Genomic DNA, 24,043 nt, shown 5'->3' on the forward strand with positions numbered 1-24,043 from the left:
AGCGGGGTCTGGTGCGTGCTCTCGGTGTGCCGGCCGGACGCCCTCGTACTGGACGTACTTGGGCGTTTGGCCGGTGCAGCGAGAGTGCGTGCCAGACCCCGCGACGCCACGGAGATCCAAACGACATGGCCTAGGCCGTACCGGCCTGATTCATGGGAGGGAGCCGCAGTGGCCGCGCCACTGGAACTGACCCGGACGCACCGGATCCTCATCGGTCTCGTCGTCACCGGCGCGGTCGTGATCGCGGGCATCGGATTCGCCGGATCGTACGCCGCGGTAAGGGAGTTGGCCCTGAAGAAGGGCTTCGGCACCTTCAGCTACGTCTTCCCGATCGGTATCGACGCGGGGATCTGCGTCCTGCTCTCGCTGGATCTGCTGCTGACCTGGATCCGTATCCCGTTCCCGCTGCTGCGGCAGGCCGCCTGGCTGCTGACCGCGGCGACCATCGCCTTCAACGGCGCGGCGGCCTGGCCCGACCCGCTCGGGGTCGGTATGCACGCCGTCATCCCGGTGCTGTTCGTGGTCGCCGTCGAAGCCGCCCGGCACGCCATCGGGCGGATCGCGGACATCACCGCCGACCGGCACATGGAGGGCGTCCGCCTCACCCGCTGGCTGCTCTCCCCCGTACCGACGTTCCTGCTGTGGCGCCGGATGAAGCTGTGGGAGCTGCGCTCCTACGACCAGGTGATCAAGCTGGAGCAGGAGCGGCTGGTGTACCGGGCGCGGCTGCGGTCCCGCTACGGCCGGGCCTGGCGGCGCAAGGCACCGGTGGAGTCGCTGATGCCACTACGCCTCGCCCGCTACGGGGTACCGCTGGCACAGACCGCGGCCCAAGGCCTGGCGGCCGCCGGCATCGAACCCGCCCTGCTCCCCCCGGAACCGGCCGCCGTCGAAACCCCCAACTCAGGCCCCGCCACTGCCCAGTTGAAGCCCGCCCCGGCCCGTCCCGCCGAGCCCGAAGTCCCGGAGGAGGCAGCGGAGGCAGCGGAGGCTGTCGTTCAAGCGGCGGAGTCCCCGGTTCAGGTGCCGGTGGTGCCCGGTGGCCGGACCAGGCCGCTCGGCGGTGCCGTGTCGGAGTCGGTGTCCGAGGACGAGCCCGCGCCCGCGCCCGCAACACCCCACCCGCACCCCCTGCCGGTGCCGTCCCCGCGAGCCGAACCCGAGCCGACGCCGGCACCGATACCGGCACCCGCCGACGCCGAGCCGACCGTAGAGCAAGCCGCCGAAGCCCCCGCCGAGGAGCCGGCGGACGAGCCCCTGGCCGAGTACCTCCCCGAGCCCCCGGAGGAACCCGGAGTGGACGACTACTACGGCGTGTTCCGGCGGGCGATCAGCGAGCAGCAGAGTATGCCCACCCTGCGCCAGTTCGGCACTGATCTGGAGACCACCTTCGGCGTGGTCCTCAGCCAGGCCGAACTCCGGTACTACTGGGACCTGTTCGTGAAGCGCTTCAACGCCGAGCTGGCCGAGGACCACATCGCCTGACCGGTCGCCGGAGCACCTACGCCCCGAGCAGCTTCCGCACCCGGTCCGCGCCGACCGCGAGGAGGAGGGTGGGGAGGCGCGGGCCGGTGTCGCGGGAGACCAGCAGCCGGTACAGCAGGGCGAAGAACTCGCGCTGCGCCGCCTTCATCTCGGGGGTCGGCTTGGCGTCCTCGGCGAATCCGGCCTGCCGCTTCGGTACGCCGTAGACCAGTGAAGTCAGGCCGTCCAGCGACCAGTTGGCGTCCAGGCCGTCGACCAGGAGGCGGAGCGAGGCGCGGCCCTGCTCGCCGACGGAGCCGAGCAGTTCGGCGTCCGGCTCGTCCCGTACCAGGGTGCGCTGCTCGGCCGGGACCTGGGTGTTGATCCAGGCGGTGGCCTTGTCGAAGCGGGGCCGGACCTCGTCGAGGGAGGCCAGCGGGTGCTGCGGGTCCAGCTCGCTGAGGATGCGCAGGGCCTGGTCCTCATGCCCGCCGGTGATGTCCGCGACGGAGGCCAGGGTGCGGTACGGCAGCGGGCGCGGGGTGCGCGGCAGCTCACCGGCTGCGGTGCCGACGGCGCGGGCGTGGGCGGCGGTGTCGCCGGGCAGGGCGCTGCCGTCGGCGACCTTGGCGCCCAGCTTGTCCCACTCGTCGTAGAGCCGCTGGATCTCCTGGTCGAAGGCGATCTTGAAGGACTGGTTGGGGCGGCGGCGGGCGTAGAGCCAGCGCAGCAGTTGCGGCTCCATGATCTGGAGGGCGTCGGCCGGGGTGGGGACGCCGCCCTTGCTGGAGGACATCTTCGCCATGCCGCTGATGCCGACGAAGGCGTACATCGGGCCGATGGGCTGCTCGCCGCCGAAGATGCCGACGATCTGGCCGCCGACCTGGAAGCTGGAGCCGGGCGAGGAGTGGTCCACCCCGGACGGCTCGAAGACCACGCCCTCGAAGGCCCAGCGCATCGGCCAGTCGACCTTCCAGACCAGCTTGCCGCGGTCGAACTCGTCCAGCCGCACCGTCTCGCCGTACCCGCACGCGGTGCAGACGTAGGTCAGCTCGGTGGTGTCGTCGTCGTAGGCGGTGACGGTGGTGAGGTCCTTCTCGCAGCGGCCGCAGTACGGCTTGTACGGGAAGTACCCGGCGCCGCCGCCACTGCCGTCGTCCTCGGCGGCCGCGCCGGAGCCCTCCGCGGCCTCCAACTCGGCCTCGTCCACGGGCTTCTGGGACTTCTTCGCCTGGGCGGGCTTCCTGGTGCGGTACTGGTCGAGGACGGCGTCGATGTCGCGGCGGTGCCGCATCGCGTGCAGCACCTGCTCGCGGTAGACGCCCGAGGTGTACTGCGCGGTCTGGCTGATGCCGTCGTACTCGACGCCGAGGGCGGTCAGCGACTCGCTCATCGCGGCCTTGAAGTGCTCCGCCCAGTTCGCGTGCGGGGAGCCGGCCGGGGCGGGCACCGAGGTCAGCGGCTTGCCGATGTGCTCGGCCCAGGACTCGTCCACGCCGGGGACGCCGGCCGGCACCTTGCGGTAGCGGTCGTAGTCGTCCCAGGAGATCAGGTGCCGGACCTCGTGGCCGCGGCGGCGGATCTCGTCGGCGACCAGGTGCGGGGTCATCACCTCGCGCAGATTGCCCAGGTGGATGGGGCCGGAGGGGGAGAGACCGGACGCGACGACCACGGTTTTCCCGGGTGCGCGGCGCTCCGACTCGGCGATGACGTCGTCCGCGAAACGGGAGACCCAGTCGGCGGTCTCGGTGCTCTGAGCCACGATCGGCACGTCCTTCTTTCTGGTTCTTGCCTGGTTCTTGCCTGGTTTTCCTCGCCGGTACGGCTGGCCTCCCCCATTCTCCCAGGTGGGGCCGCAACCGCGAAAACCCCTTTTCAGCGCATGGGATACTGGCGGCACCCATCAGAAACCTAGGAGAACGGCACCCACTTCATGGCCTCGGTCACGTCGCTCACCGCTTCCGTCCACCAGCGCCTCACGGCCGCGCTCTCGGCTGTCCTGCCGGACGCCGGCTCCGCGGACCCGCTGCTGCGACGAAGCGACCGGGCCGACTACCAGGCCAACGGCATCCTGGCGCTCGCCAAGAAGGCCAAGGCCAATCCGCGGGAGCTGGCCGAGCGGGTGGTGGACGGGGTGGAGCAGCAGGGCCTGCTCGCCGGTGTCGAGGTCTCGGGCCCCGGCTTCCTCAACATCACCGTCACCGACGAGGCCATCACCCGGAATCTCGCGGCACGCGCCGCGGACCCCGAGGGCCGCCTCGGGGTGCCGCTCGCCGAGCACCCGGGCACCACCGTCATCGACTACGCCCAGCCGAACGTGGCCAAGGAGATGCACGTCGGCCATCTCAGGTCGGCGGTGATCGGGGACGCGGTGGTGCGGCTGCTGGAGTTCACCGGGGAGTCCGTGGTGCGGCGCCACCACATCGGGGACTGGGGCACCCAGTTCGGGATGCTCATCCAGTACCTGCTGGAGCACCCGCACGAGCTGGACCACCGGGAGTCCGCCGAGGACCGGGTCACCGAGGCCTCCGGCGCGGAGGCCATGTCCAATCTGAACCGGATCTACAAGGCGTCCCGGGTCCTCTTCGACTCCGACGAGGAGTTCAAGGCGCGGGCCAGGCGCCGGGTGGTCGACCTCCAGGCGGGCGACCCGGAGACACTGGCGCTGTGGCAGCGGTTCGTGGACGAGTCGAAGATCTACTTCTACTCGGTCTTCGAGAAGCTGGACATGGAGATCCACGACGAGGACGTGGTGGGTGAGTCCGGCTACAACGACATGCTGACGGAGACCTGCCGGCTGCTGGAGGAGTCCGGAGTCGCCGTCCGCTCGGACGGTGCGCTCTGTGTCTTCTTCGACGATGTGCTGGGCCCCGACGGCAAGCAGGTGCCGCTCATCGTGCGGAAGTCCGACGGCGGCTTCGGCTATGCGGCGACCGACCTCTCAGCGATCCGGGACCGGGTCCAGAACCTGAAGGCGTCCACCCTGCTGTATGTGGTGGACGCCCGGCAGGCGCTGCACTTCAAGATGGTCTTCGAGACGGCCCGCCGCGCGGGCTGGCTGGGCGACGGTGTGACGGCACGGCAGTTGGCGTTCGGCACGGTCCTCGGCAAGGACGGCAAGCCGTTCAAGACCCGCGAGGGCGAGACGGTGCGGCTGGTCGACCTGCTGGACGAGGCCATCGACCGGGCCACCGGGGTGGTGCGGGAGAAGGCGGAGAAGGTCGGCCTCAGCGAGCAGGAGATCGTGGAGAACGGCCGCCATGTCGGCATCGGCGCGGTCAAGTACGCCGACCTGTCGACGTCCGCGGTGCGGGACTACAAGTTCGACCTGGACCAGATGGTGTCCCTGCACGGCGACACCAGTGTCTACCTCCAGTACGCCTTCGCCCGGATCCAGTCGATCCTGCGGAAGGCCGGCGAGGCCCGGCCGGTGGCGCACCCGGAGCTGGCGCTGGCGCCGGCGGAGCGTGCCCTGGGGCTGCATCTGGACCAGTTCGGCGAGACGGTCAACGAGGTCGCCGCCTCCTACGAGCCGCACAAGCTGGCCGCCTACCTGTACCAACTGGCGTCGCTGTACACGTCGTTCTACGACCAGTGCCAGGTGCTGAGCACGGAGAACGCGCCGGAGCTGGTGGAGAACCGCCTCTTCCTGTGCTCCGTCGCCGCCGCCACCCTCCGCCAGGGCATGTCGCTGCTCGGCATCAGGACCCCCGAGCGCCTCTGACGCCCCGCCGGGGGACGGGCCACCCGTCCCCCGTCCCCGGCCGGAGGCTCAGAGCCGCTGGGCGAGTTCGGTGGCCCAGTAGGTGAGGATCAGCTGGGCGCCGGCCCGGCGGATACCGGTGACGCTCTCCAGGATCGCCGCCTCCCGGTCGATCCACCCCTTCTCCGCGGCGGCCTCCACCATCGCGTACTCACCGCTGATCTGGTACGCGGCGACCGGCACGTCCACCGACTCGGCGAACCTGGCGACGATGTCCAGATAGGGCCCGGCCGGCTTGACCATCACCAGGTCCGCGCCCTCCGCCAGGTCGAGCGCCAACTCCCGCATGGACTCACGGGTGTTGGCCGGGTCCTGCTGGTAGGTCCTGCGGTCGCCGGTGAGGGAGGAGCCGACGGCCTCGCGGAACGGGCCGTAGAAGGCGGAGGAGTACTTCGCGGTGTAGGCGAGGATCGACACGTCCTCGTGGCCGGTCTGGTCGAGGGCGTCGCGGATGACGCCGACCTGGCCGTCCATCATGCCGCTGGGGCCCACCACATGGGCGCCCGCGTCGGCCTGCACCCGCGCCATCTCCGCGTACCGCTCCAGGGTGGCGTCGTTGTCGACCCGGCCGTCGGCGGTCAGCACCCCGCAGTGCCCGTGGTCGGTGTACTCGTCGAGGCACAGGTCGGACATGACGATCAGGTCGTCGCCGACCTCCTCTCGCACCGCGCGCAGGGCCTGCTGGAGGATGCCGTCCGGGTCGGTGCCCGCGGTGCCCGCCGCGTCCTTCTTCTCCTCGGCCGGCACCCCGAAGAGCATGATCCCGCCGACGCCCGCGGACACCGCCTCGGCGGCGGCCTTCCGCAGGGTGTCCAGGGTGTGCTGGTGCACGCCCGGCATGGCGGCGATGGGCACCGGTGCGGAGATGTCCTCGCGGACGAAGGCGGGGAGGATCAGATTCGCCGGGTGCAGCCGGGTCTCGGCGACCATCCGGCGCATCGCGGGGGTGGTACGGAGCCGCCGGGGGCGGGTGCCGGGGAAGTTGCCGTGGGTGGTCATCTCGTCAGTCGCCAGTCCGCCTCGATCCGCACCGTCCGGTCGGTCACCGAACGGGCCCGGCCGGTCGCCGGGCCACTCTCGACCATAGACCCGTGCCGGGCGGGCTGTTGCCGACACCGGTGCCGGTAAACGGAGCGGCGCCCCCGCGCATCGCAACGGGGGCGCCGCTCGCTGCCGTACGGCTCAGGTGGTGCTGGTACGGCGGCGGCGGGAGCCGGGGCGCCGCTCGCTGGGCCGGGTGACCGGATCACCGGCCTCCACCGCCGCGGCCCGCCGCTTCGCGCCGAACTCGGCCAGCGCCTGCGCCAGCCGCAGCACGGACGGCTCCGGCGACATCACATCCACCCGCAGCCCGTGCTCCTCCGCGGTCTTCGCGGTGGCCGGGCCGATACAGGCGATGACGGTGACGTTGTGCGGCTTGCCGGCGATACCGACGAGATTGCGCACCGTGGACGAGGAGGTGAAGAGGACCGCGTCGAAGCCGCCGCCCTTGATCGCCTCCCGGGTCTCGGCCGGCGGCGGCGAGGCGCGCACCGTGCGATAGGCGGTGACGTCGTCCACCTCCCAGCCCAGCTCGATCAGCCCGGCCACCAAGGTCTCGGTGGCGATGTCCGCGCGCGGCAGGAACACCCGGTCGATCGGGTCGAAGACCGGGTCGTACGGCGGCCAGTCCTCCAGCAGACCGGCCGCGGACTGCTCGCCGCTGGGCACCAGATCGGGCTTGACGCCGAAGGCGACCAGCGCGCTCGCGGTCTGCTCGCCGACGGCGGCGACCTTGATCCCGGCGAAGGCCCGGGCGTCCAGCCCGTACTCCTCGAACTTCTCCCGGACGGCCTTGACGGCGTTGACCGAGGTGAAGGCGATCCACTCGTAGCGGCCGGTGACCAGGCCCTTGACGGCGCGCTCCATCTGCTGCGGGGTGCGTGGCGGTTCGACCGCGATGGTGGGCACCTCGTGCGGCACCGCGCCGTAGGAACGCAACTGGTCGGAGAGGGACGCGGCCTGCTCCTTGGTGCGGGGCACCAGGACCTTCCAGCCGAAGAGGGGCTTCGACTCGAACCAGGAGAGCTGGTCGCGCTGGGCGGCGGCGCTGCGCTCGCCGACCACGGCTATGACCGGGCGGCCGCCCTCCGGCGAGGGGAGCACCTTGGCCTGCTTCAGGGTCTGCGCGATGGTGCCGAGGGTCGCTGTCCAGGTGCGCTGGCGGGTGGTGGTGCCGGCGACGGTGACGCTCATCGGGGTGTCCGGCTTGCGGCCGGCGGCGACCAGCTCACCGGCGGCCGCGGCCACCGTCTCCAGGGTCGCGGAGACCACCACGGTGCCGTCCGAGGAACCTGCCTCGGCCCAGCACCGCTCAGGTGCGGAGGCCGCGTCGACGAAGCGCACATCGGTGCCCTCGGCGTCCCGCAGCGGCACACCCGCGTAGGCGGGGACGCCGACGGCGGTGGCGACGCCGGGCACCACCTCGAAGGGCACCCCGCCGGAGGCGCAGGCCAGCATCTCGCCGGTGGCGCAGGCGTCCAGTCCCGGGTCCCCGGTGACCGCACGCACCACCCGCCTGCCGGACCGCGCGGCCTCCATGACAAGATTGGTCACGTCCCTCAACCCGGGGACTCCAGCGGGAGTTGACGTGCCGTCAACGACCGTCAGCTGGGGTGCGTCCGGCTGCACGGCCTCGTCCGCGCCGAGGACGGTGACCCCTGCCCGGGCGTGCGTACGGACCACGTCCAGCACCTCGGGTTCGGCGATCAGCACGTCCGCGGCGGCCAGGGCCTCCACGGCGCGCAGGGTGAGCAGCCCGGGATCCCCGGGCCCGGCACCGAGGAAGGTGACGTGCCCGTGTGCGGTGGTTCCGCCGTGGACGGGGTCGGCTGCGTGGTTCGAGGTGGTGGGGCTCAATGTGCTCGCTCCCCCATCAGACCGGCGGCGCCCTTGGCCAGCATCTCGCTCGCGAGTTCGCGTCCGAGTGCCTGTGCCTGCTCTTGTGTGCCGGGCGCGTGACCGGTGGTGGACAACTGCACCAGCGTCGAGCCGTCGGTGCTTCCGACGACGCCACGCAGGCGCATTTCCTTGACAGTCTGCTCGTCGCGCGTGGAGGTCCCCCCTGCTCGAACGAAGTCGAGAGCTTGGGGGAAGTCGGCGATGGCACCCACGGGGGCGCTGCAACCGGCTTCCAGGGCGGCGAGCAGGGACCTTTCAGCAGTGACGGCGGCCCGGGACAGCGGGTCGTCGAGCTCGCCGAGTGCGGCGGTGAGCTCGGCGTCGGACGACGCGCACTCCACCGCGAGTGCCCCCTGGCCGGGGGCCGGCAGCATCATGTCGACCGGGAGGAACTCCGTGACGTCGTCGAGCCGTTCGAGCCTGGACAGGCCGGCGGCGGCGAGCACCACACCGTCGAGTTCCCCGTTGTGGACGAAGCCGATACGGGTGTCGATATTGCCCCGGATCGGGACGATCTCGATGCGCAGGCCGTGACAGCGGGCGTAGCCGTTGAGCTGGGCCATGCGGCGGGGGGAGCCGGTGCCGATCCGGGCGGGCCGGTCCCCACAGGACGCGACCAGCTCGGTGAGGCCGAGGCCGTCGCGGCCGATGAGGACGTCGCGCGGGTCCTCCCGGCGGGGGACGGCGGCCAGCGCCAGTTCCCCGGGCTGGGTGGTGGGGAGGTCCTTCAGGGAGTGCACCGCGAAGTCGACCTCGCCGCGGGCCAGTGCCTCGCGCAGGGCGGCCACGAAGACTCCGGTGCCGCCGATCTGGGCGAGGTGCTCGCGGGTGGTGTCGCCGTAGGTGGTGATCGCGACCAGCTCGACCGGCCGTCCCGTCACCTGCCGGACGGCCGCTGCCACCTGCCCGGACTGGGCCATGGCGAGTTTGCTGCGCCTGGTCCCGAGCCTCAGTGCCTTCTTGGTCATGCTCGCCCTCGGTTCTTGGCTTCGGCGTCGTTCAGGTCGGCCCGGGAGACGGCGGCGACCGTCTCGGGGTCGAGGTCGAAAAGGGTGCGCAGCGCGTCCGCGTACCCGGCGCCGCCGGGCTCCGCGGCCAACTGCTTGACCCGTACGGTCGGCGCGTGCAGGAGCTTGTCCACGACGCGGCGGACGGTCTGGGTGATCTCGGCGCGCTGCTTGGTGTCGAGGCCGGGGAGGCGCCCGTCGAGGCGGGCGATCTCGCTGCTGACCACGTCCGCCGCCATGGTGCGCAGGGCGACCACGGTGGGCGTGATGTGGGCGGCCCGCAGCGCGGCGCCGAAGGCGGCGACCTCCTCGGAGACCAGGGCGCGCACCATGTCCACATCGGCGGCCATCGGGGCGTCCGCGCTGGCCTCGGCCAGCGACTCGATGTCGACGAGGCGGACCCCGCCGATGCGGTGCACCGCGGCGTCGATGTCCCGCGGCATGGCCAGGTCGAGCAGCCAGAGCGCGGCCCGGCCGCGAGGTCGGGGGGCGCGCCGCTCGGGGCGCTCGGGGATCCGCCCGGCGGCGGCCGCGGCGGCGAGCGCGGCGATGGCCGCGGCCTCGGCCCCGGGATCGGGCACCTGATCCTGCTCGGGGCGTACGGCGGTGCCGTTGTCGACCCAGGCGGCGTGCTGTTCGAGGGCGGCCGGGTCCATCCCGGCCACGGCGGCCTCGCCCATCACGGAGAAGCCGGGGGTCTCCTGGACGGCGGCCAGATCCACCGGGCAGCCCCCGGCGGGAGCCGCGGCGGCCGGGCGGGACGCGGGGCGTGGGGCGGCGGGTGCGGTACCGGGCTCGACGCGGCCGGCGACGGCGGCGGTGACGGCCTCGGCGGTGAGCACCAGGCCGGTGGCGCCGGTACAGGAGATGACCACGTCGGCTCGGGCCAGCTCGCGTTCGACCTCGTCCATGGCGACGGCGCGGGCGGTGACGGGGGCGCTGCCGGGGCGCTCCGACGGGTCGGTGGCGGTGAGGAGCTCGGCGAGCCGCTCGGCCCGCTCCGGGGTGCGGTTGGCGACGGCGATCTCGGCGACCCCGGTCCTGGCCAGGGTGGCGGCGGCCAGGGAGGACATCGAACCGGCGCCGATGACCAGGGCCCGCTTGCCGGCGGCCCACTCGCCGACCGGGCGGTTCGCGGCCAACTGCTCCAGGCCGAAGGTGACCAGGGACTGCCCGGCGCGGTCGATGCCGGTCTCGGAGTGGGCCCGCTTGCCGACCCGCAGGGCCTGCTGGAAGAGGTCGTTGAGCAGCCGTCCGGCGCTGTGCTGGTCCTGTGCGGTGGCCAGCGCGTCCTTTATCTGCCCGAGGATCTGGCCCTCGCCGACGACCATCGAGTCCAGTCCGCAGGCCACCGAGAAGAGGTGGTGGACGGCGCGGTCCTCGTAGTGCACATAGAGATACGGAGTGAGCTCCTCCAGGCCCACGCCGCTGTGCTGGGCGAGGAGCGTGGAGAGCTCGGCGACGCCGGCGTGGAACTTGTCGACGTCGGCGTACAGCTCGATGCGGTTGCAGGTGGCCAGGAGGGCGGCCTCGGCGGCCGGCTCCGCGGCGACGGTGTCCTGGAGCAGCTTGGCCTGGGCGTCCGCGTGGAGTGCGGCGCGCTCCAGGACGCTGACCGGGGCGCTGCGGTGGCTCAGTCCGACGACGAGGAGGCTCATGCCGGCATCACGGCGGGGACATCCCCGTCGGGCCCCTTCGGGTTCTGCTTGCGCTTGGCGGCGACCCGGTCGGCGGCGGTGGCGGTGTCGGCGGGGGTGGCGGCTCCGCGGTCGGCGGCGGCCTGCTCGGCGGCTTCCTCCTCGCCGTTCTTGCGCTGCTCGTGGAAGGCGAGGATCTGGAGCTCGATGGAGAGGTCGACCTTGCGCACATCGACGCCGTCCGGCACGGAGAGCACGGTGGGCGCGAAGTTGAGGATGGAGGAGACACCGGCCGCGACGAGCCGGTCGCACACCTGCTGGGCGGCGCCGGCCGGGGTGGCGATGACGCCGATGGAGACGTCGTTCTCGTCGACGATCCGCTCCAGGTCGTCGGCGTGCTGCACCAGCATCCCGGCGATGGTGCGGCCGGTCATCGCCGGGTCGGCGTCGATCAGGGCGGCGACCCGGAAGCCGCGGGAGGCGAATCCGCCGTAATTGGCGAGCGCCGCGCCGAGGTTGCCGATGCCGACCATGACGATGGGCCAGTCCTGGGTGAGGCCCAGCTCGCGGGAGATCTGGTAGACGAGGTACTCGACGTCGTAGCCGACACCGCGCGTCCCGTAGGAGCCGAGGTAGGAGAAGTCCTTGCGGAGCTTGGCGGAGTTGACCCCGGCGGCGGCCGCGAGTTCTTCGGAGGAGACCGTGGGCACCGAGCGCTCGGACAGTGCGGTCAGTGCGCGGAGGTACAGCGGAAGCCGGGCGACGGTGGCCTCGGGAATCCCTCGGCTGCGGGTCGCCTGTCGGTGCGTTCGGCCAGTTGCCACGGTGCTCCTGCGGGTAGAGCGGGGCTCTGGGCGGTCGAACGTGCCCGGACCGCCCCGTCGACAGCAGGCTATGTCTTTGTGAACACGTGCACAAAGATTGTGTCCGATTTGCCCGGGCAACGTGATGGGGGTCACGCGCCCCCGGTGCGCCGCACCGGAACCGGCGCGGACGCTGCGGCGTCTCCGTTCCCACGGGGGCAAAGCGACACACTCTCCTTGACGATGCGCCCCCCGACGGACCGCCCTCGATCGTAGACGACTTTCCCGTTCTCTTGGACTGGTCGGTCAGTTCCCGATCACCGGGGTACGGCCGCCGATCGCCCAACGCCCTTGCGGGGCAAGGCGGGAGCGGGCCTCAGCCGGTGAGCGCGCGGCGCAGGCGGTCCTCCTTCACCCGCCAGAAGTCATGCTGCTCACCGTCGACCAGCACCACCGGGATCTGCTCCCAGTACTTTCGGTACAGCTCCTCGTCCCGGGTGATGTCGCGGAACTCCAGCCGGGAGCCGAGCTCGGCGCAGACCTTCTCGATCACCTGCTGGGCGTCGTCGCAGAGGTGGCAGCCCGGCTTGCGGATCAGCGTCACCACCCGCTCCTCGGGGCGGCGCCGTGCGGTACGGCGGAAAAGGGGGCTCATGCCGTCCATTGTCGCGCGGCGGCCGACACCGGGTCAGAGGCGGGACGCAGGGACCCGATCCGGCCATCGTGGCGCAGGTCGCGCACTGTTCACCGGACAGCAGCCCGTACGCGCCGGAGCACCGCCCGGTACTGGCTATGCTCGACCCCATGGCCTCTCTCGGACGGCTGGTCCCACGCCGGCGCTCAGCGACCGCCCGGAGCGTGCTGGCCGGCGAGGCCTCAGCCCAGGCGGCCCGCGACACCTCCCTGGAAGCCGCCGAGGCGGCCGCGGTCGAGGAAGCGGAGAAGGCACCGGAGGCGGAGGCCTTCCCGGTCGCCGGCGACGAGTACGCCGCCGCCTTCTTCGACCTGGACAACACCGTGATGCAGGGCGCCGCCCTCTTCCACTTCGGCCGCGGCCTGTACAAGCGGGAGTTCTTCCGGCGGCGCGAACTGGCCCGGTTCGCCTGGCAGCAGGCGTGGTTCCGGATCGCCGGCGTCGAGGACCCGGAGCATATGCAGGACGCCCGGGACTCCGCCCTCTCCATCGTCAAGGGCCACCGGGTCGCCGAGCTGATGTCCATCGGCGAGGACATCTACGACGAGTACATGGCCGAGCGCATCTGGCCCGGCACCCGCGCCCTCGCCCAGGCCCACCTGGACGCCGGCCAGCGGGTGTGGCTGGTGACGGCCGCGCCGGTGGAGACCGCCACCATCATCGCCCGCCGCCTCGGCCTGACCGGCGCCCTGGGCACCGTCGCCGAGTCCGTCGGCGGCGTCTACACCGGCAAGCTGGTGGGCGAACCGCTGCACGGCCCGGCCAAGGCGGAGGCGGTGCGCGCGCTGGCCGCCGCGGAGGGCCTGGACCTGTCCCGCTGCGCCGCCTACAGCGACTCCCACAACGACATCCCGATGCTCTCCCTGGTCGGCCACCCGTACGCGATCAACCCGGACGCCAAGCTGCGCCGGTACGCACGGGAGCGGGACTGGCGGCTGCGGGACTACCGCACCGGGCGCAAGGCCGTGAAGGTCGGCATCCCGGCCGCGGCCGGGGTCGGCGCGCTGGCCGGCGGTACGGCCGCCGCGATCGCGCTGCACCGCCGCCGCCACTGACCCGGCACGGCCACTGACACGCGCGGCGGCCCGCCCGTCTTGCCGCCGCCCCCGCCCGCCAGTCGCGTTGATACCACTCGGCCACAACACATCCGCTACAGGTACGAAATACGAATCAGAACGATCAACAACCGATCACCACACGCCAGTTGATCGGGCATCGAACGGCATCACAAGCGTCGGAACCGACGTTTTCGGCAACTGGGTGTAGTGCCGCCTATACGAAGCGTTATTCTCCTCAGACGCAATCCGGTACCCCGTCCCCGCGCCGTCTCCACAGTGGGTGAACGGTCCCGCACTGCACGTGATGGAAGCTCTGCCTCTGGGAGTCCCGTGTACCCACACGTCGGGGTTGACGCCTCGGGCCTGGCTACGCTGCGCGCAACGGTCCTCGACCGCTTGCGCGGCTTCGTCCCCACCGCGTACGCCGTCCCCGCGACCGCCGCCCCTCAGCTCACCCCGGCCCGCCCGGCCGCCCCCTGCTACGCCCTGGCCGAGGGCACCGCCGCCGTCGGCAGACGCAACCGCGGCGGCTCGGCCACGGCCACCGTCCGCCGTCCCGCCGCGGACAGCGACAGCGCCCGCATGATGGACCTGGTCGAACGCGCCCAGTCCGGCGAGGCCGACGCCTTCGGCCGCCTCTACGACCAGTACAGCGACACCGTGTACCGCTACATCTACTACCGCGTCGGCGGGAAGGCGACGGCCGAGGACCTCACCAGTGAGACCTTTCTGCGCGCCCTGCGCAGGATCGGCACCTTCACCTGGCAGGGCCGGGACTTCGGCGCCTGGCTGGTCACCATCGCGCGCAATCTGGTCGCCGACCACTTCAAGTCGAGCCGGTTCCGCCTGGAAGTGACCACCGGCGAGATGCTCGACGCCAACGAGGTGGAGCGCAGCCCCGAGGAGTCCGTACTGGAGCAGCTCTCCAACGCGGCCCTGCTGGACGCGGTGCGGCGGCTCAACCCGCAGCAGCAGGAGTGCGTGACGCTGCGCTTCCTCCAGGGCCTCTCGGTCGCCGAGACCGCCCGGGTGATGGGCAAGAACGAGGGCGCGATCAAGACCCTCCAGTACCGCGCGGTACGCACCCTGGCCCGACTGCTCCCGGACGACGCCCGCTGACCCGGACCGGCCGCCACACACGGAACGCGATGCCCAATTGACGTACCGTGACGGCCTGTTGGCGTCGCGGTCCGATCATCCTCCGTCCGTAACCCAGGTGCCGGGACGCTCGTTGTGCGGGATGCAGGCCCCCTATGGCCTCACTCCACCGGCTTCGGTCACCCGATGGTGTGGACGCGGCCCGGGGTGCAACCCTCAGGACCCCCTGGGGAGTCGACCGTCATGACGAGAGGAGGTGCCGCCAGTGATCGCAAACGTATCGGCGCACCGGCGGGCGAACGCCTTCGCCCAGGCCCTGGAGGAGCCGTCCGCGCCCGATGCGGCGGCCGAGCCGGCCGACGCACCGGACACCCCGGACACGCCCCGTGCGCACACCTCGGACGCACCGGACGCACCCGGCACACCGGACGAGCAGAGCAGGATGGTGGCCCTGGCGAGCAGTCTCAGCGAACTGCCCAGAGCCCAGCTCGACCCGGAGGTGAAAGTCGTCCAACGCGCCCGCCTGGTGGCCGCGATGGAGACCATGCTGCTGGAGGGGACGGGCCCGGGAACGGACGGGCCGGCCGTCCCCGAGCAGCGCGCCCGCCGCGGCAAGGGCAGCCATCGCGCGCCGTTGCACAAGCTGCGGCCCCGCTCCCGGCTCTCCAAGTCCCTTGCGGCGGGCGGCCTCACGGTCGGCGTGGCCGCCGGCGCCTTCGGCGGAGTGGCAGCCGCCAGCTCCGACGCCCTGCCCGGTGACTCCCTCTACGGGCTGAAGCGCGGCATGGAGGACGTCAAACTCGGTATGGCCGACGGCGATTCGGACCGCGGCCGGCTCTACCTCGACCAGGCCTCCACCCGCCTCGGCGAGGCCCGCCGGCTGATGGAGCGGGGCCGCAGCGGGCCCCTCGACCATGAGTCCGTCTCCGAGGTCAGACGGGTCCTGTCCGGGATGCAGCACGACGCGGAGGAGGGCCACCGCCTGCTGCACGCCGCCTACGAACGGGACGGCTCGCTCGGCCCGATCCAGGCGCTGTCCACGTTCTCCCGTTCCCACCAGGCCGGTTGGAGCGAGCTGCGGGAGAAGCTGCCGGTGCAGCTCGGCGATGTCGGGGACCAGGTCACCTCGGTCTTCGCCGCCATGGACAAGGAGGTCGCCCCGCTCAGCTCCCTGCTGCCCGAGCCCCCCGCGAGCCCGACCACCCCCCGCACCCCCGGCACCACCGAGGGCACCACCGGCTCCCCCCGGCACCACTCCCCGACGCCCTCCGCCACCGGCAGCTCCCCCGCCGCCGGGCACCACCACGGCAGCCCCGAGCCGTCCAAGTCGGGCTCCGAAGAAGGCGGCGGGCTGCTCGGCGGCGGCACCGGCGGCCTGCTCGACCCGCCCTCGGACGGCACCACCCCGAGCCCGTCCGGCGGCGGCAGGAAACCGCCGAAGCCCGAGGTCACCCTCCCGCCCCTACTGCCCGGCCTGCTGCCCGGCCTCGGCATCGACGCGGAGGACCACGGGTAACGACGCAGCGGGCGGCGGCACCCTCGATACGCGGGAGCCGCCGCCCTGAGCCGTGGAGAGACCTCAAGTCCGCGAGTAGACCGGACGTCAGAAGAAGACCGAGCGGCGCTGGACCAGCAGCCGGTAGAGCGTGTGCTGGATCTGCTCGCGCACCTGGTCGGTGAGATTGAACATCAGCATCGGATCCTCCGCCGCCTCCAGCGGATAGCCACTGGTCTCGATCGGCTCCCCGAAGCGGATCGTCCACTTCGTCGGCAGCGGCACCATCCCCAGCGGCCCCAGCCACGGAAAGGTCGGCGTGAGCGGGAAGTACGGCACCCCGAGCAGCCGCGCCAGCGTCTTCGCGTTGCCCACCATCGGGTAGCTCTCCTCGGCGCCCACGATCGAGCACGGCACGATCGGCACCCGCGCCCGCAGCGCCGTCGACACGAAGCCGCCCCGCCCGAACCGCTGGAGCTTGTACCGCTCCCCGAACGGCTTCCCGAGGCCCTTGAAGCCCTCCGGCATCACCCCGACCACCTCGCCCCCGGCCAGCAGCCGCTCCGCGTCCTCGGGGCAGGCCAGGGTGTGACCGGCCTTGCGGGCAAGCTCGTTGACGACCGGAAGCATAAAGACCAGGTCGGCCGCGAGCAGCCGCAGATGCCGGTCCGCGGGGTGGTGGTCGTGCACGGCGACCTGGAGCATCAGCCCGTCCAGCGGCAGGGTGCCGGAGTGGTTGGCGACGATCAGCGCACCGCCGTCGGCGGGGATGTTCTCCACGCCCTGCACCTCGACCCGGAAGTACTTCTCGTACACCGGGCGCAGCAGCGACATCAGGACCTGGTCGGTCAGCTCCTCGTCATAGCCGAAGTCGTCGACCTGGTAGTCGCCGGTGAGGCGGCGGCGGAGGAAGGCCAGCCCGCCCGCGATCCGCCGCTCCCAGCCGCCGTCCGCCAACTCGCCCTCCCCTGCGGTCTGTTCACCGTCCACCGCGGACTCGTACGCGGCGCCGGCCTGTGCGGGCACCGCGGCCGGGCCGCGGGACTCCGGATCCGGTGCGTCCTGCGCCGGGCGCGGGTGCCGGCCCGGTCTGCGGCGTGCCCCGCGCGGCCCGGAGCCACCGCGGGACCGGTCGTCGTCGAACGGAATGACCTTGGCGTCCGCCATCGTTGCTGCGCTCCTCGGTCGGCGCTAGTCGGCGCTGGTGCGGGTCGGTGCGGCGGGGGCCGGGCGGGCCTGCGGTACCTCGGTGCGCCCGCCGCCCGCGACGGGCAGCGCCGCCACCCGGTCCACGAGCGCGGCCACCCGCTCGGGCGGCAGCAGCCCGGGCCCCCCGGCCCGTACGAACGCCTCGAAGGTCTCGGGGGTGGTGTACCGCGGGCTGAAGCCGACGGTCTCGCGCAGCCTGCGGGTCTCCACCACCCGGCCGTGGGTGAGCAGCCGCAGTTGCTCCGGCGAGAAGTCCATCATCCCCAGGGTGCGCAGCGCGGAGGACGCCCAACTGACGGCGGGCAGCAGCACCGGCAGCATCGGCCGGCCCAACAGCCGTGCGCACTGCGACAACAGCAGCACCCCGTCACCCGCCACATTGAAGGTGCCGCTGTTCAGAGTGGCGCGGGCCGGCTCACGGGCCGCGATCCGCAGTACGTCCACCACGTCGTCCTCGTGCACGAACTGCAACCGCGGGTCGTAGCCGAAGACGGTGGGCAGCACCGGCAGCCCGAAGTACTCGGTGAGCGGTGTACTCGACGCGGGGCCCAGGATGTTGGCGAAGCGCAGGATGCACACCGCGACATCGGGGCGGCGCCGCGCGAAGCCCCGTACGTACGACTCGACTTCCACCGCGTCCTTGGCGAAGCCGCCGCTGGGCAGCGACTTGGGGGCGATGCTCTCGGTGAAGACCGCCGGATCGCGCGGCGCGGAACCGTAGACATTGGTGGAGGACTTCACCACCAGGCGGCGCACCGCCGGCGTCTTCTGACAGGCGCCCAGCAACTGCATGGTGCCGATGACATTGGTCTCCTTGACCTGGGTGCGGCTGCCGCCGCGCAGGGCGAATCCGGAGACGTCGAGATGGACCACGGTGTCCACCCCGTACTCGGCGAGCACCCGCGCGATGGTCGGCTGCCGGATGTCCGCCTCGACGAACTCGGCCTCCCCCAGCTCGTGTCCGGGCGGCACCGAGTCCACCGCGACGACCCGATCCACCTCCGGATCACGCTGGATACGCCGTACGAAACGGCCGCCGAGCTGCCGGGCCGCCCCCGTGACGAGCACCACCTTGCCCACGACCAGCGCCTGCCTTCCGTCGCTCGGGCGTCCGCCGCCGCCCGCCTGCGCGCTACGTTAGCGGGTGACCGTCGCGCCGGGATGTCCACGCGCTGCATGAAGTGACGACAGCCACAGGGGAATCGTCCACCCGCGGGCTCCCGGCGGCGCCCCCGGGAGCCCCGAACGTGCGGCGGCCCCTCCACCGGACGGTGAAGGGGCCACGCGGCGCGCTGGAATCAGCGAACGCTCACTTCTTGTTGCGGCGCTGAACGCGGGTGCGCTTCAGCAGCTTGCGGTGCTTCTTCTTCGCCATCCGCTTGCGCCGCTTCTTGATAACAGAGCCCACGACTACCCTCGCTCACTTCTCTTCACTCGGTGCTGGGCGACATGGGCCCACACGACCTACGAGGGGCAAGCCTACCCGCCCTTGAGCCGAGCCCGTTAATCGAGTGCCGGGAACGAGAGAGGGCCGCCGCTCAGGCCGACTCCACCCCCACATACGACTCGCGGAGGTACTCGTGAACCGCTTGCTCCGGGACTCGGAAAGACCTTCCCACCCGGATCGCGGGCAGATGACCGCTGTGCACCAAGCGGTACACGGTCATCTTGGACACACGCATCACCGAGGCGACTTCCGCCACGGTCAGGAACCGAACCTCGTTCAGAGGCCTCTCGCCAGCAGCCATGACACACCTGAACCTTCCGCACAAGACGGGCACCGGCTTCCCCTCCGGTGACTCCTCGTCCCTGTGCGCTCACTCCCCAGCGTAGGGGCGGGTGGGACGACGGGGAAGAGGAGCTGCCATCAGCCGTTTACTGTGACAGACGGGCCCGATTGAGTACATAGCGCGTCAGCGGTCGATAGCGGTGCGAGGGGACCGCGTCGTCCAGCGGGACCACCGCCGCCACCCGCCCCTCCGCCTGCCCCACGAACAGCGCCGGGTCATCGGTGTCCGCCAGCCCGATCGCGTCGAACCCGAGCTGACCTGCACCGCAGACCCAGCCATGGTCCCCCACCACCAGATCCGGAAGCCCCTCCGCCGCGGCCGCCAGCGCCACCCGTACCGGCAGCGGTGAGTGGCTGTGCGCACCGAAGCACGCCGCCTCCCGCACGCCCTCACCGAGCACCATCGCAACGCCCCGCACATACGCGATCCGGTGCCTACGTAGACCGAACCTAGTCGTTATGTCGACACGCCTGCCCTGCGCGGGGGTGAGGACAGCACAGCCAGCCGCCGACAGCGCGTCTGCCACCGCGGCGTAAAAACCGTGCAGCCGCCGCGGATGCCCCGTTCCCAGCAGCACCCGCTCCCGCAACCGCGCCGCCCGCCCGAGCCGCGCCGCGAACCCCTCCAGCGCCGCCACCGTCCGCACCGGATCGATCACATCCGCCCCGGTACGGCACCCCGGATCCGCGCTCACCCCGCAGCACGCCGCCATCAGCGCCACCACATCCGCGGTACGCCACTCCCCGTACGGATCGAGGCCGAGCAGCACCCGCGGATCGCGCGCCGCGAACAGCCGGTAGCTGCGCAGGCTCTGCTCCCGGGTGGTGGCCACCGGGCCCGCCAGACCCGCCGCCACCAGTTCCTCCGCCAGCCCGGCCGCCGGGCCACCCCCGCTCATCACCCCGCCATACTCCCGCGCCCCGCACCCCGACCCGGTCCCGTTCCCCGGTCAACCACCCGCAGGGGGCGGGGTGTTCGAGAGTGCGGCGGCCGTCAGCGGGTGACGGTCAGGGCAGCAGGCCGTGGGCGGGGAAGACCGCGTTCCGGGTGGCGCGTACCGCCTGGTCCAGCCGGGACGCCGGGTCGTAGCCGTCCTCCCAGGCCTGGAACGCCACCGGCCAGCGGCCGTCCGTCATCCGCCGCGGCCCGCGCGTCATTCCGCCGGACCGGGCGAAGACCTCATCACCCCAGCGGGCCGGGATCTCCGTCTCCGGTTCCACCGGGGCGCCCGCCGCGATGGCCGTCAGATGCGTCCACGACCGCGGCACCACATCCACCACCGCATAACCCCCGCCGCCCAGCGCCACCCAACGGCCCTCCGCACAGGAGTGGGCCAGATCGTGACAGGCCCACTGCACCGCCCGCTGCGCGTCCAGCGACACCGCGAGATGCGCCAGCGGATCCTCGAAGTGGGTGTCCGCACCATGCTGGGTGACCAGCACCTGCGGACGGAACGCGGCCAGCAGCTCCGGCACCACCCCGTGGAACGCCCGCAGCCAGCCGGCGTCCCCGGTCCCCGCGGGCAGCGCCACATTCACCGCGAAGCCCTCCGCCGCTTCGCCCCCGGTCTCCTCCGCCCAGCCGGTACCGGGGAAGAGGGTCCGCGGATGCTCGTGCAGCGAGATCGTCAGCACCCGGGGGTCGTCCCAGAACGCGGCCTGCACCCCGTCCCCGTGATGCACATCGGTGTCCACATAGGCGACGCGCTCCGCACCCAGCTCCAGCAGCCGCGCCACGGCCAGCGCCGCGTCGTTGTACACACAGAACCCGGACGCGGCCCCCGGCATCGCATGGTGCAGACCGCCCGCGAAGTTCACCGCGTGCAGCACCTCCCCCTGCCACACCGCCTCCGCCGCACCCACCGACTGGCCCGCGATCACCGACGACGCCTCGTGCATCCCCGGGAACGCCGGATCGTCCGGGGTGCCGAGCCCGTACTCAAGACGTGCGGCGGCCGGATCGGCGGAGGCCTCCTTCACCGCCTGTACGTAGTCGTCCCGGTGCACCAGGCGCAGCGTCGACTCGCCCGCCGGTTTCGCCGTGGCCACATCGAGGCCCCGGTCCACCCCGAGATCGGTGATGAGGCGGCGGGTCAGCTCCAACCGCACCGGGTCCATGGGGTGTTCCGCCCCGAAGTTGTAACCGGTGACTGCCTCATCCCACATCAGCTGCGCGCGACCGCTCATGTCCGTCACCGTACCGGGCCTGTGCCGCCGCGAACGAGCGGGCGTAGCCAAGGGTCACCAGCACCAGGACCATCGGCACCAGCATCGCCGCCCGGTAGTTCCACAGGTCCCCGAGCGTCCCCACCAGCGGCGATCCCACCAGGAACCCCACATAGTTGAAGATGTTCAGCCGCGCGATCGCCGCGTCGGAAGCGCCGGGACCACCGTGCTCCACGGCCAGCCGGCCCGCGGCCGCGAAGGTCTGCGGCACGATCACACACAACCCGAGCCCCAGCAGCATGAACCCCAGCATCCCCACCCACGCCCCCGGCGCCACCGCCACCACCGCGAACCCGAGCCCCGCCAGCAGCGTCCCGCCCCGCACCACCGCCACCGCCCCGAACCGCCGCACCCCGAAATCCCCCAACGCCCGCCCCACCAGCGTCGTCACCATGTACACGTTGTACGGCACCGTCGACAGTTGCTCACTGCTGCCCAGCACATCCTGCAAGTACTTGGCGCTCCAGTTGGACACCGTCGAATCCCCGATATACGCGAACGCCATCACCAGACACAGCGGCAGCAGCAACCGGAAGGCCAACGGCCGCCCCACCGCCCCGACTTGGCCCCCGGCGCCCTTCTCCACCCGGGCGTCCACATACCAGCGGCCGCCCAGCACCACCGCCGGCAGCAGCACCAGCACCACCGGCAGGTACAGCACCAACAGCGAAAGCCGCCAGTGCGCCCCCGCCCACGCCAGCGAAGCCCCCAGAATCCCACCAAGGCTGTACGCCGCATGAAAACCGAGCATGATGCTGCGCCCGTACGCCCGTTGCAGGCTCACCCCGAGCATGTTCATCGCCGCGTCGAGCGCCCCCACACTCACCCCGAACGCGGCCAGCGCCACCGCCACCTGCCACACCCGGTCCCCGGCCGCCACCCCCAACAGGGCCAGCAGCACCAGCGGTTGGGACCAGCGCAGCACCCGGCTGGGCCGCACCCGCCGCACCAGATACTCGGTACCGACACTGCCCGCACCCGCCAGCACCGGCACCGCCGCCAGAAACACCGGCAGCAGCCCGTCGGATATCCCGTACCGGTCCTGGATCGCCGGAATCCGGGTCACCAGCAGCGCGAACGCGGCACCCTGGGCGATGAACGAGAACGCCAGCGAGGCCCTGCCGCGCCGCAGCACATCTGTCATGGCGGCTCAGCGTACGACCCCGGCCTACCCGTGGGTAGATGTCGTCAGACGACTGCTTTCGCCAGATTCGCGGCCCACGGCACCGGACTTCCGGCGAGGTCGGCGGTACCGCGCGCCAGTTCGTCCGCCATCCGCCGGGCCATCGGCACCGCCGCCACCCGCCGGGACACCACGAACGCCAGGACCATCGCCCCGGCCATGATCACCGTACCCAGCCACACCATGGTGTCCACCGGCACCGTGTACGCACCCACGATCCGCACCGCGCACTCGGCGACCAGCGCCACACCCCACACCAGCGTGAACAGCCGCTCGGACCGCCTGAACCCGCGGTCCCCGGCGAGCAGCCGCTCCCACACCCGGCCCCGCTCGGCATCGCCCCTGGTGAGCCACGGCCGGATCGCCGCGGTGAGCAGCGGCCGCCCGGAAACCACGGACACGATCATCCCGATACCGACGACACTGCTGACCCCGCTGTCCTTGGCGAGCATCAGCCGAGGGTCACCGGTGACACAACTCAGGCCCAGACTCACCACGTTGACGATGAGGATCAGCGCCGCCAGCGCATTGATCCGACCGCACCGCACCACACCCCACACGGTGCGCACCGCCGGCACCACACTGCTGACGGCGAGCGCGGTGACGGTTCCGGTACCGAATCCCTTGGCCAGCAGGTAGTAACCACCCAGCGGCACGGCCACATCCAGCAGCAGCGGCTTGAGCCCGTCCAACCGCCGACCGTCCTCCACCTGAATACCCATCCCGGGTCCCTCCCTTGTCCGGCTGGTGTATCCAGCTTCACGGCGGAGGGCCCCTCGGCGGCAGAAGCGATTGTCAGCAACCGCTGATGACAAAAGTCAGCTCCCGGCAGCCGGACCTGCCGGACCTGCCGGACCTCAGAGCAGCAGGTCGAGCAGGACGGGCAGAGAGTCGGACAGATGCTCGGCGGACGCACCCGCATCGAGCAGCCGCCGCCTGGGCGTCATCGCGGTGAACCCGTACACATCCATTCCGGCCGCAAGCGCCGCCCGCACCCCGAGCGGACTGTCCTCCACGACAGCACATCGCCCGGCGTCCATCCCCATCCGCTCCGCGGCATACAGAAAAAGATCCGGCGCCGGCTTCCCACGCCCCACATCCTGCGAACTGAAGATGCGCTCGTCCCCGAACCACGCATCCAACCCGGTCGCCCGATGCCCGGCCCGAATCCGCCCATGACTCCCCGACGAGCCCACACAGTACGGAACCCCGGCCTCGGCAAGCTTCGCCAGTACATCCACTGCACCCTCGACGGGCTTCAACTCCCTTGCGAAAGCCGCGAATACGCGCTCATGGAAGCGGTCATCGAAGTCCGCCGGCAGCCGCTCCCCGCTCCGCTCGAAGACCAGGTCGTGCACCCGGTGCATCGCGCCACCCATGTAGTCGCGCAGGCACTCCTCATAGGTGGTGGGGTGCCCGAGTTCGGTGAGGTACTCGGCCAGCAGCCGGTTGGAGATCGGCTCACTGTCCACGAGGACACCGTCGTTATCGAAGATCACCAGGTCATAGCGCATAGCTCGACCCTAAATGACCCCGGAAATGCGAGAGGCCCCCGTGCAAGCACGGGGGCCTCTCCATCAATGATTGTTCGGCGGCGTCCTACTCTCCCACAGGGTCCCCCCTGCAGTACCATCGGCGCTGTAAGGCTTAGCTTCCGGGTTCGAAATGTAACCGGGC

Annotated in this window: 21 protein-coding genes and 1 rRNA gene; 5 read left to right on the forward strand and 17 right to left on the reverse strand. The window is 71.7% G+C overall.

What is annotated here, in order from left to right; translation table 11 throughout:
* Positions 1-168 precede the first annotated feature (168 nt).
* Positions 169-1,485, forward strand: a complete 1,317-nt coding sequence (locus ACFVST_RS26760) for a DUF2637 domain-containing protein (RefSeq protein WP_390156155.1) — start codon at positions 169-171, stop codon at positions 1,483-1,485.
* Positions 1,486-1,501: 16 nt separating this feature from the next.
* Here the strand turns inward: ACFVST_RS26760 and lysS are convergent, their stop codons facing one another.
* Positions 1,502-3,235, reverse strand: coding sequence for a lysine--tRNA ligase (lysS, locus tag ACFVST_RS26765; RefSeq protein WP_390156156.1), 1,734 nt, complete (start codon positions 3,233-3,235; stop codon positions 1,502-1,504).
* 162 nt (positions 3,236-3,397) lie between these two features.
* On the opposite strand from lysS, the gene argS reads away from it, so the two are divergent.
* Positions 3,398-5,188 (forward strand): arginine--tRNA ligase, encoded by a 1,791-nt coding sequence (argS, locus tag ACFVST_RS26770; RefSeq protein WP_390156157.1) that lies wholly within the window; start codon positions 3,398-3,400, stop codon positions 5,186-5,188.
* A 48-nt stretch (positions 5,189-5,236) separates the two neighbouring features.
* On the opposite strand, the gene hemB is transcribed toward argS, so the two are convergent.
* From hemB to ACFVST_RS26800, 6 genes are all read right to left on the reverse strand, one after another.
* Positions 5,237-6,226, reverse strand: a complete 990-nt coding sequence (gene hemB, locus ACFVST_RS26775) for a porphobilinogen synthase (protein ID WP_390156158.1) — start codon at positions 6,224-6,226, stop codon at positions 5,237-5,239.
* A gap of 183 nt (positions 6,227-6,409) precedes the next feature.
* Positions 6,410-8,125, reverse strand: coding sequence for a uroporphyrinogen-III synthase (locus ACFVST_RS26780; RefSeq protein ID WP_390156159.1), 1,716 nt, complete (start codon positions 8,123-8,125; stop codon positions 6,410-6,412).
* Positions 8,122-9,135, reverse strand: a complete 1,014-nt coding sequence (gene hemC / locus ACFVST_RS26785) for a hydroxymethylbilane synthase (RefSeq protein ID WP_390156160.1) — start codon at positions 9,133-9,135, stop codon at positions 8,122-8,124. The genes ACFVST_RS26780 and hemC overlap by 4 nt, the downstream gene beginning before the upstream one ends.
* Entirely contained in the window at positions 9,132-10,832 is a 1,701-nt protein-coding gene (locus tag ACFVST_RS26790; RefSeq protein WP_390156161.1) for a glutamyl-tRNA reductase, read from the reverse strand. Before ACFVST_RS26790 ends, hemC begins: the two co-directional genes overlap by 4 nt.
* Positions 10,829-11,635 carry a redox-sensing transcriptional repressor Rex gene (locus tag ACFVST_RS26795; RefSeq protein ID WP_390156162.1) on the reverse strand — a complete coding sequence of 269 codons (807 nt, stop codon included), beginning with the start codon at positions 11,633-11,635 and terminating at the stop codon, positions 10,829-10,831. The genes ACFVST_RS26790 and ACFVST_RS26795 overlap by 4 nt, the downstream gene beginning before the upstream one ends.
* 355 nt (positions 11,636-11,990) lie before the next feature.
* The gene (locus ACFVST_RS26800) at positions 11,991-12,278 is read right to left on the reverse strand and encodes a glutaredoxin family protein (protein ID WP_390156163.1); all 288 of its coding nucleotides are present in this window, start codon (positions 12,276-12,278) and stop codon (positions 11,991-11,993) included.
* A 140-nt stretch (positions 12,279-12,418) separates the two neighbouring features.
* Here ACFVST_RS26800 and ACFVST_RS26805 point away from each other — a divergent pair, with 140 nt between their 5' ends.
* From ACFVST_RS26805 to ACFVST_RS26815, 3 genes are all read left to right on the forward strand, one after another.
* Positions 12,419-13,363, forward strand: a complete 945-nt coding sequence (locus ACFVST_RS26805) for an HAD family hydrolase (RefSeq protein ID WP_390156164.1) — start codon at positions 12,419-12,421, stop codon at positions 13,361-13,363.
* Positions 13,364-13,696: 333 nt separating this feature from the next.
* Positions 13,697-14,485: an ECF subfamily RNA polymerase sigma factor, BldN family gene (locus tag ACFVST_RS26810; RefSeq protein ID WP_390156165.1), complete on the forward strand. Its 789-nt coding sequence runs from the start codon at positions 13,697-13,699 to the stop codon at positions 14,483-14,485.
* A gap of 244 nt (positions 14,486-14,729) precedes the next feature.
* Entirely contained in the window at positions 14,730-15,980 is a 1,251-nt protein-coding gene (locus tag ACFVST_RS26815) for a DUF5667 domain-containing protein (RefSeq protein ID WP_390156166.1), read from the forward strand.
* A gap of 87 nt (positions 15,981-16,067) precedes the next feature.
* Here the strand turns inward: ACFVST_RS26815 and ACFVST_RS26820 are convergent, their stop codons facing one another.
* The 10 genes from ACFVST_RS26820 to rrf all read right to left on the reverse strand — a co-directional run.
* Positions 16,068-17,126, reverse strand: coding sequence for a lysophospholipid acyltransferase family protein (locus ACFVST_RS26820; protein WP_390156167.1), 1,059 nt, complete (start codon positions 17,124-17,126; stop codon positions 16,068-16,070).
* Positions 17,127-17,150: 24 nt separating this feature from the next.
* Positions 17,151-18,248: an NAD-dependent epimerase/dehydratase family protein gene (locus tag ACFVST_RS26825; protein ID WP_390156168.1), complete on the reverse strand. Its 1,098-nt coding sequence runs from the start codon at positions 18,246-18,248 to the stop codon at positions 17,151-17,153.
* A 229-nt stretch (positions 18,249-18,477) separates the two neighbouring features.
* On the reverse strand, positions 18,478-18,576 hold the full coding sequence (locus tag ACFVST_RS26830) for a 30S ribosomal protein bS22 (RefSeq protein WP_003948845.1): 99 nt from the start codon (positions 18,574-18,576) through the stop codon (positions 18,478-18,480).
* A 130-nt stretch (positions 18,577-18,706) separates the two neighbouring features.
* Positions 18,707-18,916, reverse strand: coding sequence for a helix-turn-helix domain-containing protein (locus tag ACFVST_RS26835; protein ID WP_390156169.1), 210 nt, complete (start codon positions 18,914-18,916; stop codon positions 18,707-18,709).
* A 127-nt stretch (positions 18,917-19,043) separates the two neighbouring features.
* Positions 19,044-19,856: a phosphatase gene (locus tag ACFVST_RS26840; RefSeq protein ID WP_390156170.1), complete on the reverse strand. Its 813-nt coding sequence runs from the start codon at positions 19,854-19,856 to the stop codon at positions 19,044-19,046.
* Positions 19,857-19,965: 109 nt separating this feature from the next.
* Positions 19,966-21,144 (reverse strand): acetoin utilization protein AcuC, encoded by a 1,179-nt coding sequence (locus tag ACFVST_RS26845; RefSeq protein WP_390156171.1) that lies wholly within the window; start codon positions 21,142-21,144, stop codon positions 19,966-19,968.
* Positions 21,113-22,327 carry an MFS transporter gene (locus ACFVST_RS26850; RefSeq protein ID WP_390156172.1) on the reverse strand — a complete coding sequence of 405 codons (1,215 nt, stop codon included), beginning with the start codon at positions 22,325-22,327 and terminating at the stop codon, positions 21,113-21,115. Before ACFVST_RS26850 ends, ACFVST_RS26845 begins: the two co-directional genes overlap by 32 nt.
* A 44-nt stretch (positions 22,328-22,371) precedes the next feature.
* On the reverse strand, positions 22,372-23,088 hold the full coding sequence (locus tag ACFVST_RS26855) for a VC0807 family protein (protein ID WP_390156173.1): 717 nt from the start codon (positions 23,086-23,088) through the stop codon (positions 22,372-22,374).
* A gap of 135 nt (positions 23,089-23,223) precedes the next feature.
* Positions 23,224-23,880, reverse strand: coding sequence for an HAD family hydrolase (locus tag ACFVST_RS26860; protein ID WP_390156174.1), 657 nt, complete (start codon positions 23,878-23,880; stop codon positions 23,224-23,226).
* A gap of 72 nt (positions 23,881-23,952) precedes the next feature.
* Positions 23,953-24,043: ribosomal RNA gene (rrf, locus tag ACFVST_RS26865) — 5S ribosomal RNA — on the reverse strand; the annotation flags it as partial.

Source organism: Streptomyces sp. NPDC058045 (genome assembly GCF_042885635.1).
In the GTDB taxonomy this organism is placed as follows: domain Bacteria; phylum Actinomycetota; class Actinomycetes; order Streptomycetales; family Streptomycetaceae; genus Streptomyces.